Source organism: Chitinophaga qingshengii, from assembly GCF_014529935.1.
GTDB classification, from domain to species: domain Bacteria; phylum Bacteroidota; class Bacteroidia; order Chitinophagales; family Chitinophagaceae; genus Chitinophaga; species Chitinophaga qingshengii.
Genome location: NZ_JACVFC010000001.1, coordinates 2,313,936 through 2,328,186 on the forward strand (window position 1 = coordinate 2,313,936; position 14,251 = coordinate 2,328,186).

The following is a 14,251-nucleotide window of genomic DNA, read 5'->3' on the forward strand; positions in this document are numbered from 1 at the left end:
TTGAGCACCCCTTTTTAGGTGAAAGGCCTGTTAAACAGGTAAAACCCATGGTGGCACCGGCTAAAACGGGGGCTGCTCCTGATTTTCCGATTATTTATATATTTAAAATGCAGCGAATACGGCTGCCTGGCCTATCCGCTGCATTTTAAATATTATACATTATTCAGTAATTATATATAAAGATTACTGGGCTACTTTTTCTTCCGCCACTTTTGTTTTACCATTTTTATTTTCCGCGTATTGTTTAGCGGCTTTAATAAAGGAAACGAAGAGTGGAGCGGGGCTTTCCACGGTGCTTTTCAGCTCGGGGTGGAATTGGGAGCCCACGAAGAACGGGTGACCAGGGATTTCGATCATTTCCACGAGGCCGCTTTCCGGGTTTTTACCGGAAGGGATCATGCCGGCGTTTTCGATCTGTTCCAGGTAGTCGTTGTTGAACTCATAGCGATGACGGTGTCTTTCGCTGATGGTAGTAGCACCACCGTAGATTTCAGATGCTTTGGAACCTGGTCTCAGGTCGCAGGTATAGGCGCCCAGACGCATGGTACCGCCTTTGGCTGTGATTTTCTTTTGTTCTTCCATCAGGTTGATCACCGGATGAGCGGTGTCCGGGTTCATTTCCACGGAGTGTGCATCTTTGAGGCCGAGTACGTTGCGGGAGAATTCCACCACGCTCATCTGCATACCGAGGCAGATACCGAAGAAAGGCAGGTCATTTTCGCGGGCATACTGAATAGCCACGATTTTACCTTCAATACCACGGTGTCCGAAACCCGGCGCCACCAGCAAGCCGTCGAGGTTTTTCAGTTTTTCACACACATTTTCCTGTGTAAGATGTTCAGAGTGAATATTCTGTACAATCACCTTGCACTCGTTGAGCGAACCGGCATGTATAAAGGATTCGAGGATGGATTTGTAGGCATCCTGGAGTTCCACGTATTTACCGATCAAACCGATGGTAACTTTAGATTTAGGATATTTGAGTTTATCCAGGAACTCGCGCCATTTGGTCAGTTCCGGCTCTTTTTCCACTGGCAGGTTCAGTCTTTTCAGTACGGAAACGTCCAGTTTTTCGCGCATCATTTCCAGTGGCACCTCGTAGATAGTGGGTACGTCATTGGCCTCAATCACCGCATCTACCTGTACATTACAGAACAGGGCGATTTTCTTTTTCAGATCGCGGTACATGGGTTCTTCCGTACGGCACACGATGATATCGGGGTGTACGCCATATTCGCTCAGCAGGCGAACGGAGTGTTGTGTCGGTTTGGTTTTCAGTTCCTTCGCTGCACGCAGGTAAGGAATGAGGGTGAGGTGTACTACCAGGCAGTCTTCTTCGCCCAGTTCCCACTGTAACTGACGTACCGCCTCAATGTAAGGGAGTGATTCGATGTCCCCGACAGTACCACCCAGCTCAGTAATCACGATATCATATTTACCATCTTTACCCAACAGCAGGATACGACGTTTGATTTCATCAGTGATGTGCGGAATTACCTGAACGGTTTTGCCCAGGTAGGCGCCTTCTCTTTCCTTGTTGATAACAGTCTGATAAATACGGCCGGTAGTCACGTTATTGGCCTGGGAAGTAGGCGTGTTCAGGAAACGCTCATAGTGCCCCAGGTCCAGATCGGTTTCGGCGCCATCTTCTGTTACGTAACATTCCCCGTGCTCATAAGGGTTTAACGTTCCCGGATCCACATTGATATACGGATCGAACTTCTGAATAGTCACTCTAAAGCCACGCGCCTGCAAGAGTTTTGCCAGCGAAGCAGCTATAATTCCTTTACCCAAAGAGGAAGTAACACCTCCCGTAACGAAGATATATTTTGCCATAAAAACTAAAATTCAGCTAAAAATACTTGACCTATAATGGGGGAAGTGCCAGATTGCGTTTGGTGTTATACCTGTCAAGTAAACTACTTCCGGAGGTCATGCAAAGTTACACAAATTTGCTTCGCTCCCAAGTTTTTTACGCAGTGGTTTTATTTGTTTGTTAATTTTTGCGGGTTTCTGTTCAGCTCTTATCATTGAACCACAGTGCGTTTTAAAGAATTTTCAAGTGAGCGAAATTATTTGTTAAAAACCTGCATTCACCTTTTCATTCCTGAGAGAGACTTTCGTTCCTACCAAATAGAAACTGTAAATTTGCGTCCGAAATACATAAATAAAAAGATGACTTTAACGCCTAAGAGAGCGCAGGACTCGCTCATACAGATGACGGAACTGGTTTTACCCAACGATACCAATACTTTCGGCAACCTCATGGGAGGCCGCCTGATGTACTGGATGGATATTGCGGCTGCACTGGCCTGTATGAAACACTGCAGCGCCCCCGTGGTCACCGCCTCCGTTGATAATATCTCTTTCGAGAATCCCATTAAACTGGGTAACGTGGTACATATTGAATCTAAAGTAAGCCGCGCCTTCAATACTTCCATGGAAGTACATATGCGCGTATGGGGCGAAGACCCGGTACAACAATACCGCTACAAATCCAACGAAGCATTCATGACTTTCGTAGCCCTGGACCCTAACGGCAACTCCCGTCCGGTTCCTGGTATCATCCCCGACACAGAAGAAGAAAAAAGATTATATGAGGGCGCCCTCCGCCGTCGCCAGCTTCGCCTGATACTGGGTGGCAAGATGAAACCGGAAGATGCGGATGAGCTGAAGGCACTATTCTTCGACAAGTAACCCGGATTTTTATGATTTTTGCTGATTAGCGGAGATCGAAAACATATTATAAATGTAAAAAAGCATCCCGTTTGATATCGTTATCAAACGGGATGCTTTTTTCAAGTTCTTTCATCTTCGCTACGATCTCCGCTAATCAGCGAAATCAGTAAAAATCATGACCATCATAGTTCTGCTTCTTTATAAAACTGCTCCAGAAACACCTCCATAAACCTGTGCCTTTCCTCCGCCATCGCTTTACCGGTAGCGGTATTCATACGGTCCCTGAGCAACAATAGTTTTTCATAGAAGTGATTGATAGTAGGGGCGGTATTGTTTTTATACTGCTCCCGGGTCATTTCCAGCACGGGTTTGATGGTGGGATCATAAATAGCCCTGTTCTTAAATCCGCCGTAATTGAAAGCCCGGGCGATACCGATGGCGCCGATGGCATCCATCCGGTCGGCATCCTGCACCACGTTCAGTTCGGGAGAACGGAAACCACCGTTGTTATGCCCGCCTTTGAAGGAGATATTCCGGATAATATTTTCTACATGAATCTTCACCACTTCCGGCAAACCCAGCGATGTCATAAAAGCACGGGCCTTCTCCGGACCGATATTTTCATCGCCGTTGTGGAACTTGGAATCTGCAATATCGTGCAGCAGGGCGCCCAGCTCTACAATCAGCTGGTCCACCTTTTCATGGACTGCAATCTGGCGGGATAACTGCCATACCCTGTAAATATGCCACCAGTCGTGGCCTCCTTCCGCCCCTTCCAGCGTTGTTTTTACATATGCTACCGTAGCATCGATAATTTCCTGATTATTTTGCATAACGGTAAAGATAATACGTAAAACTTTTCCGGCCTTCAGGCCGTTATCAGGATATGATACAGACTAAACGTGTATATGAAGATTTTTCTGAAAGCGATGGATACCGTATCCTGGTAGACCGCCTGTGGCCAAGGGGATTGACCAAAGAAAAAGCCCATGTGGATGAATGGCTTAAAGATATTGCGCCGAGTGATGCGCTGCGTAAATGGTTTCATCATGAAACCGGTAAGTTCTCCGAATTCCGTACCCGTTACCTGGCAGAACTGAAAGACAAAAAAGAGTTGCTGGAAGAGATCCGGCAGCGGGCCAAACATCACCGCGTTACCTTGTTATATGGGGCTAAAGACACGGAGCACAACCAGGCGCAGGTATTGCTGGAAGTGCTGAAGGGTTGATCAGGCGTTTTCGCCTTCCGGTCTTACGAGTACGTCCGTAATACTGTTCAGCTGTTTTACCTTGGCGGCAAAATCGCCTTTGAGTTTGTTGCGGATGATGACCAGTTTATGTAAAACCTCGTCGAGCGAATCCGGGATGGCCTCCTGTAGCACCTGTTTGAGGCGTTTGGCCACGGTAGGCGACTTACCATTGGTGGAGATGGCAATTTTCAGGTTGCCTTTTTGTACAATAGAGCCCAGGTAGAAGTCGCACAGTTCCGGCGTATCCGCCACATTAATTAATACTCTGGCACTTTTTGCCTTCTCCCAGACTTCATAATTCAGTTCCCGGTTATTGGTAGCCGCTATTGCCAGGTCTTTCCCCAGCAGATCGCCGCAGGAAAAGGGTTTGCGGATCAGTTCCACATTGGGATACTGGTGCACCAACGTCTCCAGTTCGGGCAGGAAATCCAGCGACACCACGGTGATATTGCTATCCGGGCTGTTTTGCAGGATGGCGTGCGCCTTTTCCAGTCCAATGTTGCCACCGCCTACCACGAGTACGTGGAGGCGGTTGAGCTTAAAGAAAACCGGGAATAACTGATTTTCCATTATACAGCGATTTTAAGTTCAGCGGCTACCTTAGTTTGAAGTGTGGCAAAATCTTCATGAAATCGTACTACCTCCCCTACTACGATGATGGCAGGATTGCAGAGCTGTTGAGCCGCAGCGATCTCCGTCAGATCTGCTACGCGGCCCATGCCGATTTGCTGATCGGGCAGTGTTCCGTTCTGGATAATAGCAGCGGGGGTATCGCCTTTACCGCTGGCGGCGAAGATGCCGGCTATTTCTGCCAGTTTGCTCATACCCATCAGGATAACCACGGTGGTATTGGCCTGGATGGCAAATTCCAGATCGCGGGAGAGGTTGCCGTTGCGGGTATTACCGGTAATCACCCAGAAACCTTCGCTGACGTTGCGGGCGGTAACGGGGATTTTATTGACACCGGGGACAGAAATAGCACTGGAGATACCCGGTACTACTTCTGCCGTGATGCCAAACTGTTGTGCAAAAGCTATTTCCTCCTGTCCGCGGCCGAATACAAATGAGTCGCCGCCCTTGAGCCTTACCACGCTGCCGTAGCTGAGCGCATATTTTACAATCATGCGGTTAATTTCATCCTGGCTGTACACATGCATGCCCGCCCGTTTTCCTACAAAACGGCGGAGGCAACCGGCCGGAGCGTAATCCAGCAATTCATTGCTGGACAAAGCGTCGTAGAGGATCACTTTGGCTTCCTGGATGGCTTTCAGCCCTTTTACCGTAATCAGTTCCGGATCGCCGGGACCTGCGCCTACCAATGTGAGTTTCGGTTGTATCTGTTGCATGATGTGTAGTATTAAGTGATGATGAAAATTTATGCCTGCGCCGGTTCAGCGGTTTTCTGCCGGTAAACCTGTGCTGCATTATAAAAAGCCTGTGCCTGCCCGAAATATGTCTTAGCGAAACTTTCCGTAGGCTCGTTCGCGTTAATCTGCAAAACGAGTGTTTTGAAATCCGTGTCAAAGCTGAATTTGCCGGTTGCCACGAAGTGTTTATCGAAATCGTTGATGATACCTATCTGTGTGTTGCCGCTAACATTTTCACTGAGCAGCAGTGCTTTCGCGCCCTGTACAAAAGAAGCGTAGGTGTGATAGATACCGTCTGCAAAAGCGCCGTTGCTGATGGCGATGTTGGCGAGATCTATTTTTTCTTCCGCTTCCAGCAGCAGGGTAGCTACCAGGTCGATGATTACGCCTGCACACTCCCCTACGCCGATGGCAGTGGCATAATTTTCTACCTGGCCCCAGTCGATATAATCACCGGGTGTAAGCGTAGTCAGGTCTGCCAGTGGTTTCAGCAGTTCATAAAAATATTTCTCTCCCTGACGGTCATAATATTGATTGAACAGCTCATTTTCCCCGCCGTTGATTTCGTAGTCGTGCAGCAGGCTGCGTAATGTATCCGGACCCCGGCGGCTGGGCACTTTAATCACCTTATCGGCCACACGTCCAATGCCGTCGCCTACGATACCGCCGCCCAGCAGTACCTGGAGAGCCGGCAATACTTTACCGCCGCTCTTCATGGACGAGCCATGGAAGCCGATGCTGGCGATACCATGCTGGCCGCAGGAGTTCATACAGCCGCTGATTTTTATTTTGATGTCTTTGTTGTAGATCAGGTCCGGGAACTCATCGATGATCACCGATTCCAGTACTTTGGAAATACCGGTGCTGTTGGAAATACCCAGGTTGCAGGTATCAGTGCCGGGGCAGGCGGTGATATCGGCGATACTGTCGAATCCTGGTTCCGCGAAACCGGCTGTTTCCAATACACTGTACACATAAGGCAGGTGTTCCGGCAGGATAAATTTAAACAGCAGGTTCTGGTTGGCCGTTACCCTTACATCATCGGCGATGACCGGGCGCAGCGCTTCAATCAGTTGCCGGCTGATAGCGGAACCGATGTTGCCCAGGGTGATTTTCACATAGGCGCCATAGTAGCCTTTTTGTTTCTGTTCAAAGACGTTGGTCTTTTTCCAGGCTTCATACTTTTGAGGGTTCTTAATGGAGTAGGCCGGTATTGCGCCGATCACGGGCGGAGCAGTAGCCACCCAGGCATCCGCGTCGATGGGTACGCTTTTCACTTTCACCGCTTTGTATTCTTCCTTGATGAGGCGTTCAAATTCCTCCATCCCGATTTTCTGGATGAGGAATTTCATGCGGGCTTTGTTACGGCTGGTTCTTTCGCCGTAGCGGTCAAACACGCGCAGTACGTTTTCGATGTAGGGAATGAGCAGGTCTGTTTCCAGGAATTCGTATACCGGTTTGGCCAGGAAGGGTTGTGCGCCCAGGCCGCCGCCTACCAGTACTTTGAAACCACGCACTTCTTTTCCGTCGATGATTTTTACTTTAGGGATCATACCGAAGTCGTGCATGAAAGACCAGGCAGTATCTTTATCTGAAGAGGAAAAAGAGATTTTAATTTTACGTCCCATTTCCTGGCTGACAGGGTTGCGCAGGAAATAGCGGAAGGTAGCGTCTGCATAAGGCGTTATATCAAATGGTTCCTCCGGATCAATGCCGGCGCGGTCGGAGGCCGTTATGTTACGGACGGTATTACCGCAGGCTTCGCGGATGGTGATGCCATCTTCTTCCAGCTTGTGCCACAGCTCCGGTGTTCTGTCGAGGCTTACGTAGTGGATCTGCACATCCTGGCGGGTAGTCAGGTGCAGGTTGCTGGTAGCATATTCGTCTGATACTTCTGTGATACGTTGCCACTGTTGCAGGGTCATTTTACCATAAGGTAATTTGATGCGCACCATTTGCACACCGGGTTGACGCTGACCATACACCCCTCTCGCCAGGCGAAGGCTACGGAATTTTTCGTCCGTGATAGCCCCTTCGCGAAACAGGCGGATCTTCTTCTCCAGGTCGATGATATCCTGTTCTACAATGGGATTTTCAAGTTCTGTTCTGAAGCTTTGCATAAAAAGTATTTTCAGGTGGTGGTAAAAATCGCTGGATGTTGATATTGGTTGCTACAAAAAAGCCCCCGACGTTTGCGGAGGCTTTCGTATAACTGAGATTAGTATAATAAACTTATCTGTGTTGCATACTACACGCGGTCCGCTGCTGCTATGCAACAACAATTATGACGGTGGCTGTTCATTATCGCTTCCTCATTATCCATATTCCCTATAATTTTAGTAGAGTAATACAAAGATAGAAATGCCCTTCGTCTTTCCAAAAATTTTTTTGGGTGGATAGAAGAGGAAGAGCTAAGGGCTGGCCAAGTGCCCAAGCGAGTGATTTTCTATTTTATATATTGATAATCAGCCGGATAGAGTTTAATATTTTCTTATTCATTATAACCTGCGCTTATCGGGGATAACATTTTGTTATGGGTGGTAGCCAATGAATATATTATAAATATTCATTATTTTCAATAACCGAAGTTTTTAACACCCGCTGAAACCCTGGCTATGAAAGAAATGAAAAAGACCCGCTCCGGATGGGCTACCACCGGATATAGATGGACGCTGGTACCGTTACTGTTGATATCGCTGGTACTTTTATACAGCGGAACCGCCCCGGACAAAATGAGCATCACCACCCGGGCAATAGTTATGATCATAAATGCTGTAACCGCGGGGTTGGCACAGGCCATTGTGAGTTTGTTTTAATTCCATGCCCCTTGTTATCTTTGCGGCGTAAAATGGAATTATGATCAATACGGTAATATTTGATATGGATGGCCTCCTGGTGGATTCCGAGCCACTATGGGGCATAGCGATGAGAGAAGTGTTTGCAACGGTAGGCGTTACCCTTTCGCCCGAACTAACCCACAAAACGACGGGGCTTCGTACCCGCGAGGTGGTGAGCTACTGGCACAGTTACTTTAAATGGGAAGGTAAAAGTTCCGACCAGGTTACCAACGAAATCATTGACAGCGTGACTGCCAAAATTATTGCGGAAGGTAAAGCCATGGAAGGATTACAGTATATCCTCGATTTTTTCAAAGAGAGAGATTTTAAAATAGGGCTGGCTTCTTCTTCTCCCCTGAGACTGATTGAAGCCGTACTGGCGCATTTAAACATCCGTGAACACTTCCAGGCAGTGTATTCCGCCGAATTTGAAGACTATGGCAAACCACATCCTGCCGTATACCTGGCCTGTGCCAAAGCGCTCAACAGCGATCCGCTGGACTGTATCGCCTTCGAGGACTCCGTTACCGGCATGACTGCCGCCAAAGCAGCGCGTATGACCACCGTGGTGGTACCTGAGCCGCACAACCGGCACGATCCGCGGTATGCACTGGCCAATATGCAGCTGAGCTCCCTGCTGGATTTCAACGACCAGCGCCTGTTGCTTTTACTGGAACACTAAATACATCCTTCATTTCAACCCCATGTTATTACCATGAAAATCATCGACCTGTCTAAGACGATCGAATACAATAAACAGGACCCCTGGTTTATGCGTATCCGTATCAAACACAAGGCACACCGGCAAAGCAAATCGTTGATCCGGTTTTTTTTGGGCCTGCCGGCAAAGCTTTTCCCCAAAGGATTCCAGGGCTGGGCAGACGATAAAATTGTGAGTATGGGCGTACATGCCGCCACTCACATAGACGCTCCCTGGCACTATGCGCCGGAAGTGAATGGTCAGCCTGCCAAAACCATCGATCAGATACCTTTGGAATGGTGTTATGGCGAAGGGGTGGTCATCAACATGACCCACAAGGCCGATTTCGAGGAGATAACGCTGGCGGATATACGGGAAAATCTCGCACAGACGGGTGCGGTGATTCAGCCGGGTACTATTGTATTAATTTATACCGGCCGTGATCAGTACATTGGTACCCGTGAGTATCCCATGCGGGGCACTGGTATGAGTGCGGAAGCTACCCATTGGCTGATAGACCAGGGGGTGAAAGTGATGGGGATTGATCAGTGGGGATTTGATCTTCCTTTAAAATACATGGTACAAAAGGCCAAGGCAGAAGGTAAAGATAATTATTTCTGGCAGGCTCACCTGGTGGGGCAGCAGAAAGAATACTGCCACATGGAGCAGTTGGTGAACCTGGGTGCTTTACCCGCCTATGGTTTTAAAGTAGCCGTTTTTCCCTTGAAAATAAAAGGCGCCAGTGCTGCGCCGGCCCGTGTGGTAGCTATCATTTAGGGATTTTTTGATTTACGGATTTAGGGATTTGAAATGCAGCGAAGATTATGTTATATGTTAGTCTTCGCTGCATTTCAAATCCCTAAATCCGTAAATCAAAAAATCTCTCAATAAAAAAACCCGTTCTGATGGTTCAGAACGGGTTTTTTATTATTTGTTGAAACGGATCTTATTGTGCGCTTTTTTCTTCGCCACCTTCAGATTGTTTCAGTTTTTCTCTCAGTTCAGCCAGTGCACCCAGGTCACCTAAAGTAGCTTTTTCTACTTTGCCTTGAATGTTTTTCACTGCTTTACGGGTTTTGTCAGCTTCAGCTCTTTTCTCTTTTACAACAGCTTCTTTTTCTTCAGCCTGTGCTTTTTCCCATACTCTGGTGTGAGAAACCAGGATACGTTTTTCGCTGCGATCGAATTCGATGATCATGAATTCTTTCACGTCTTCAACGTTGATTGGTTTTTCGTCTTCTGTTCTCAGGTGACGGGCAGGAGCGTAAGCTTCCAGGCCGTATTGCAGTTGAACAGTAGCACCTTTCTCATCTTTCTTCACCACAGTACCTTCGTGTACGGAGTTGATCGGGAAGATAGTTTCGAAAGTGTTCCAAGGATCTTCTTCGATCTGTTTGTGACCGAGGCTGAGTTTGCGGTTTTCTTTATCAATACCCAGGATTACTACATCTATTTCGTTACCTACTTTAGTGTATTCAGATGGGTGGTTGAAACGTTTGATCCAGCTCAGGTCGGAGATGTGGATCATGCCGCCGATACCAGTTTCCAGTTCAACGAACACGCCGTAAGGAGTGATGTTTTTAACGATGCCTTTGTGACGGCTATCAACCGGGAATTTGGTTTCGATAGTAGACCATGGATCTTCTGTCAGTTGTTTGATAGACAGAGACATTTTACGTTCGTCTTTGCTCAGGGTAACTACCACTGCTTCGTATTCTTCGCCTAATTTGAAGAATTCTTTAGCGTTGATAGGAGTAGAAGCCCAGGAGATTTCAGAAACGTGCACCAGACCTTCTACGCCCGGCATGATTTCCAGGAATGCACCGTAGTCTTCGATGTTAACCACTTTACCTTTAACTTTAGCACCTTCGGTGATAGTAGCTGGTAAAGTATCCCACGGATGCGGAGTGAGTTGTTTGTAACCCAGGCTTATGCGACGTTTTTCGTCGTCGAAGTCCAGTACAACCACGTTGATTTTCTGGTCCATCTGGAGCACTTCGCTCGGATGGGAGATACGGCCCCAGGAGATGTCTGTGATGTACAGCAGACCGTCCAGACCGCCCAGGTCGATGAACGCACCAAAGTCGGTGATATTCTTGATGGTACCTTCCAATACCTGGCCTTTTTCCAGTTTGGAGATGATATCCACTCTCTGTTGTTCGATGTCGCTTTCGATCAGTGCTTTGTGGGAAACTACGGCGTTGCGGATGGTTTCGTTTACTTTCACCACTTTGAACTCCATGGTTTTGCCTACAAACTGGTCGTAGTCGGTAACCGGTTTCACGTCGATCTGAGAACCAGGCAGGAATGTTTCCATACCGTATACGTCCACGATCAGGCCGCCTTTGGTTTTGCTGGTAACGGTACCAGTAACCACTTCGCCTGTTTTGTACACTTCCACGATTTTTTCCCATGCACGTTTTTGACGAGCCTGTTTACGGCTCAGGTGCAGGTTACCATCGCGGTCTTCTTTTTCTACTACCAGCACTTCCACTTCGTCACCGATTTTCAGACCCGGTAAGTCGCGGAATTCGTTCAGGGAGATCAAACCGTCGGATTTGAAACCGATGTTGATAACCACGTCAGTGTTGGTGATACCTACTACAGTACCGCTCAGCAGGGTGTTTTCTTCAAACACTTTGAAGGTGCTGTCGTAAGTCTGATCGTACTTTTCTTTTTCTTCTTTGCTGTAAGAAGAAACGTTACGTTTGTCCACGCTCCAATCGAAATCGTCGTGGGCAGTTTCAACTACAGGAGCCTTTTTTGTCGCAGTTTCTGCCGCAGCTGCCTGCGGTGCCTGTTGTTCTGCGTTTTGTTCGTTAATAATGTTGTTTTCGCTCATAAAAATGAAATTTAAATCCGGAATACCCGGACTCCCTGTTTTTATTGGGACGGCAAAAATACAAAAAATTCACCGGTCTGCCTCCTTTTTCCGGAAGAAATTCCCTGATCCAGCCCTCATTTAACGTTCTTTTCGGATATTTTTAAATCATATTTATAAAAAAATCACTGTATGGGCAAAATGCCCGGCAGAAATCACCGGTATTTTTCAACCAGAATGGTGAAAATTTGTTATTTATTTAGTGTCCAATTGCTGGTTGTTTGCAGTAGAAAAAGTTAAATTTCATCAACTGAAAATCTAACCCTGCAAAGGGTATTAATTCCCGGATTTTTATTTTAATTTGTGTATATGAACGGGACCTCATTTCAATCGGATATTCGCTTTTGGCTCAGACAAGGCAACACTGTCAATCAATTGCTCTTCTGGAATATTGTTGTTTTTCTTGGGATCAATATATTGTATCTCATTAATACCTTTTCTCCTGGTTCGCCTGCTTTTGCCTGGACACTTAACCAGCTTTCCCTGCATTCGGCGCCAGGCACCTTTATTATTAAACCCTGGGGACTGATCACCTACATGTTTACGCATGTAGAGATCTTTCACGTGTTTTTTAACCTGCTCAACCTGTACTGGTTTGGCAACCTGTTCCGTGGCTTCCTGGGCAACAAACGGGTGCTCCCCCTCTACCTGATGGGCGGTATCACCGGTGGCCTGTTATATCTCCTATGTTATAATCTCTTTTTACCGGGCCTGGCTTCCACTATGATTGGCGCCTCCGCTTCCGTGATGTGCATCCTGGTAGCCTGTGCTACCCTGATGCCCAACTACGAGATCGGACTGCTTTTCCTGGGCAACGTCAGACTGAAATGGCTGGCCCTGGGCCTCATCGTCCTCGGCGTGATCTCTATTCCCCATGGTAACCTGGGAGGTATCATAGCGCATATGGGCGGCGCCCTCTTCGGCTTCTTCTATATCCGTGCCCTGCAAAGCGGCACCGACCTTTGCAAACCACTGATCTGGCTCTTCGATGCCGATACCCGCCGGGAAGCCAAACAACTACAGACCCGTGCCAAGCCTAAAAAATCGCCGCTCAAAGTAGTGAAAAAGCCGGAAGACAATCACCAGCTGCGGCTGGACCAACTGCTCGACAAAATCAACGAAAAAGGCTATAATAGCCTGAGTGCAGAAGAAAAAGCCTGGTTGGACAAAGTGAGCAAAGAAAACTGATTACCTTTGTCTTTCAATTTTTCGCCCATTTACGCATGAAAACTTTCAATGTTCCGGTCATATACCGCAGTCCGCTGATCAGCGCTATCAAGAACCAACGCAAACAGCAGGACCGCATGAAAAAGGACTTCACGCCCACCACGCTTGACTTTGGTCCGCTGAAAATCCTCCTCGCCCGCCACTTTGGCTTCTGCTATGGTGTGGAAAACGCTATCGAAATCGCTTTTAAAACGGTTGACGAGAACCCGGACAAACGTATTTTCCTGCTCAGTGAAATGATCCACAACCCGCATGTCAACAACGACCTGCTGGAACGCGGCGTACAGTTTATCATGGATACTGCCGGCAAACAGCTGGTTCCCTGGGAAACCCTGCAATCCGACGATATTGTGATCATTCCCGCTTTTGGCACTACGCTGGAAACAGAAAACAAACTGGCTTCTCTCGGTATAGAACCGCTGAAATACAATACTACCTGCCCTTTTGTGGAAAGAGTATGGAACAAGGCGGAGCAGATCGGGAAAAAGTCCTATACCGTAATCGTGCATGGCAAACCCAAACACGAAGAAACCCGGGCTACCTTCTCCCACAGCCAGTTTAACACTCCTACCGTGGTGGTAAAAGATATGGCAGAAACAGAAAAACTGGCCCGCTTCATTACCGGTGAAGCAACAGCGGAAGAATTTTACGAAGCCTTTAAAGGCCAGTATTCACAAGGGTTTGATGTAAGCAAAGACCTGCAGCGTGTAGGAGTTGTCAATCAAACCACTATGCTGGCTACCGAAACCCAGGCGATTGCCGATTATATCCGCGACGTGATCGTGCGCCATTACGGTCTCACAGAAGCCAATACCGGCGAACGTTTTGCCGATACCCGCGATACGCTCTGTTATGCTACCAACGATAACCAAAGCGCGGTTATCGGTATGCTGCAGGAAACAGCCGATCTGGCCATTGTGGTAGGGGGTTATAACAGCTCCAACACCTCCCACCTGGTGGAACTTTGCGAGGAAAAGCTGCCCACTTATTTTATCAATGCGCCGGAGCAAATGCAGAACGTCCATCAAATTGACCATTGGGATTTTCATCATAAAGAAGAAATTCACAGTAATACTTTTTTACCGGAAAAAGAGCAGGTAACCATCCTGCTGACAAGCGGCGCTTCCTGCCCGGACGCGCTGGTAGAAGGCGTCATCCGCCGCTTATTGTCCTTTTATGGACTGGAGCATAAAGCCGACGAACTGGCCACGGTTGAATAATAACTATCATCTGTAAGCTGATTATTTTAAAACAGATCATAACAAAAAAGACACCTTCCGGTGTCTTTTTTCTTTGGGGCTAATCACGCTA

Annotated in this window: 13 protein-coding genes; 7 read left to right on the forward strand and 6 right to left on the reverse strand. The window is 47.6% G+C overall.

What is annotated here, in order from left to right; translation table 11 throughout:
• Positions 1-183: 183 nt before the first annotated feature.
• Complete coding sequence (gene pyrG / locus ICL07_RS08845) at positions 184-1,836, reverse strand: CTP synthase (RefSeq protein WP_188087548.1); 1,653 nt, start codon at positions 1,834-1,836, stop codon at positions 184-186.
• Between the two features lie 339 nt (positions 1,837-2,175).
• On the opposite strand from pyrG, the gene ICL07_RS08850 reads away from it, so the two are divergent.
• Positions 2,176-2,697 (forward strand): acyl-CoA thioesterase, encoded by a 522-nt coding sequence (locus ICL07_RS08850; RefSeq protein ID WP_188087549.1) that lies wholly within the window; start codon positions 2,176-2,178, stop codon positions 2,695-2,697.
• A 164-nt stretch (positions 2,698-2,861) separates the two neighbouring features.
• On the opposite strand, the gene ICL07_RS08855 is transcribed toward ICL07_RS08850, so the two are convergent.
• Positions 2,862-3,512 carry an HD domain-containing protein gene (locus ICL07_RS08855; protein ID WP_188087550.1) on the reverse strand — a complete coding sequence of 217 codons (651 nt, stop codon included), beginning with the start codon at positions 3,510-3,512 and terminating at the stop codon, positions 2,862-2,864.
• 53 nt (positions 3,513-3,565) lie between these two features.
• On the opposite strand from ICL07_RS08855, the gene ICL07_RS08860 reads away from it, so the two are divergent.
• Positions 3,566-3,907: a DUF488 domain-containing protein gene (locus ICL07_RS08860; protein ID WP_188087551.1), complete on the forward strand. Its 342-nt coding sequence runs from the start codon at positions 3,566-3,568 to the stop codon at positions 3,905-3,907.
• Here ICL07_RS08860 and ICL07_RS08865 read toward each other — a convergent pair whose 3' ends face one another.
• The 3 genes from ICL07_RS08865 to ICL07_RS08875 are packed head-to-tail and all read right to left on the reverse strand — an operon-like array spanning position 3,908 to position 7,415.
• Entirely contained in the window at positions 3,908-4,498 is a 591-nt protein-coding gene (locus tag ICL07_RS08865; RefSeq protein ID WP_188087552.1) for a precorrin-2 dehydrogenase/sirohydrochlorin ferrochelatase family protein, read from the reverse strand.
• Positions 4,498-5,274 (reverse strand): uroporphyrinogen-III C-methyltransferase, encoded by a 777-nt coding sequence (gene cobA / locus ICL07_RS08870; protein ID WP_188087553.1) that lies wholly within the window; start codon positions 5,272-5,274, stop codon positions 4,498-4,500. Before cobA ends, ICL07_RS08865 begins: the two co-directional genes overlap by 1 nt.
• Before the next feature lie 29 nt (positions 5,275-5,303).
• A complete protein-coding gene (locus tag ICL07_RS08875) occupies positions 5,304-7,415 on the reverse strand; it encodes a nitrite reductase (RefSeq protein ID WP_188087554.1) in 2,112 nt (703 codons plus the stop codon).
• A 495-nt stretch (positions 7,416-7,910) separates the two neighbouring features.
• Between ICL07_RS08875 and ICL07_RS08880 the strand changes: the two genes are divergently transcribed.
• The 3 genes from ICL07_RS08880 to ICL07_RS08890 are packed head-to-tail and all read left to right on the forward strand — an operon-like array spanning position 7,911 to position 9,609.
• Positions 7,911-8,111: a hypothetical protein gene (locus ICL07_RS08880; RefSeq protein WP_188087555.1), complete on the forward strand. Its 201-nt coding sequence runs from the start codon at positions 7,911-7,913 to the stop codon at positions 8,109-8,111.
• Between the two features lie 40 nt (positions 8,112-8,151).
• Positions 8,152-8,814 (forward strand): hexitol phosphatase HxpB, encoded by a 663-nt coding sequence (hxpB, locus tag ICL07_RS08885; RefSeq protein ID WP_188087556.1) that lies wholly within the window; start codon positions 8,152-8,154, stop codon positions 8,812-8,814.
• A gap of 33 nt (positions 8,815-8,847) precedes the next feature.
• Entirely contained in the window at positions 8,848-9,609 is a 762-nt protein-coding gene (locus tag ICL07_RS08890) for a cyclase family protein (RefSeq protein ID WP_188087557.1), read from the forward strand.
• 169 nt (positions 9,610-9,778) lie between these two features.
• Here the strand turns inward: ICL07_RS08890 and rpsA are convergent, their stop codons facing one another.
• Positions 9,779-11,674: a 30S ribosomal protein S1 gene (gene rpsA / locus ICL07_RS08895; protein ID WP_188087558.1), complete on the reverse strand. Its 1,896-nt coding sequence runs from the start codon at positions 11,672-11,674 to the stop codon at positions 9,779-9,781.
• Positions 11,675-12,022: 348 nt separating this feature from the next.
• On the opposite strand from rpsA, the gene ICL07_RS08900 reads away from it, so the two are divergent.
• Both ICL07_RS08900 and ICL07_RS08905 read left to right on the forward strand, forming a co-directional pair.
• A complete protein-coding gene (locus tag ICL07_RS08900) occupies positions 12,023-12,901 on the forward strand; it encodes a rhomboid family intramembrane serine protease (RefSeq protein WP_188087559.1) in 879 nt (292 codons plus the stop codon).
• Entirely contained in the window at positions 12,901-14,160 is a 1,260-nt protein-coding gene (locus tag ICL07_RS08905; protein ID WP_343071037.1) for a 4-hydroxy-3-methylbut-2-enyl diphosphate reductase, read from the forward strand. Before ICL07_RS08900 ends, ICL07_RS08905 begins: the two co-directional genes overlap by 1 nt.
• Positions 14,161-14,251: the final 91 nt, after the last annotated feature.

Bases quoted from the DNA above. Each gene is read 5' to 3' on its own strand.
- pyrG (WP_188087548.1), bottom strand. From the start codon at position 1,836: ATGGCAAAATATATCTTCGTTACGGGAGGTGTTACTTCCTCTTTGGGT.
- ICL07_RS08880 (WP_188087555.1), top strand. From the start codon at position 7,911: ATGAAAGAAATGAAAAAGACCCGCTCCGGATGGGCTACCACCGGATAT.
- cobA (WP_188087553.1), bottom strand. From the start codon at position 5,274: ATGCAACAGATACAACCGAAACTCACATTGGTAGGCGCAGGTCCCGGC.
- ICL07_RS08865 (WP_188087552.1), bottom strand. From the start codon at position 4,498: ATGGAAAATCAGTTATTCCCGGTTTTCTTTAAGCTCAACCGCCTCCAC.
- ICL07_RS08860 (WP_188087551.1), top strand. From the start codon at position 3,566: ATGATACAGACTAAACGTGTATATGAAGATTTTTCTGAAAGCGATGGA.
- ICL07_RS08850 (WP_188087549.1), top strand. From the start codon at position 2,176: ATGACTTTAACGCCTAAGAGAGCGCAGGACTCGCTCATACAGATGACG.
- ICL07_RS08875 (WP_188087554.1), bottom strand. From the start codon at position 7,415: ATGCAAAGCTTCAGAACAGAACTTGAAAATCCCATTGTAGAACAGGAT.
- hxpB (WP_188087556.1), top strand. From the start codon at position 8,152: ATGATCAATACGGTAATATTTGATATGGATGGCCTCCTGGTGGATTCC.
- ICL07_RS08855 (WP_188087550.1), bottom strand. From the start codon at position 3,512: ATGCAAAATAATCAGGAAATTATCGATGCTACGGTAGCATATGTAAAA.
- ICL07_RS08900 (WP_188087559.1), top strand. From the start codon at position 12,023: ATGAACGGGACCTCATTTCAATCGGATATTCGCTTTTGGCTCAGACAA.
- rpsA (WP_188087558.1), bottom strand. From the start codon at position 11,674: ATGAGCGAAAACAACATTATTAACGAACAAAACGCAGAACAACAGGCA.
- ICL07_RS08890 (WP_188087557.1), top strand. From the start codon at position 8,848: ATGAAAATCATCGACCTGTCTAAGACGATCGAATACAATAAACAGGAC.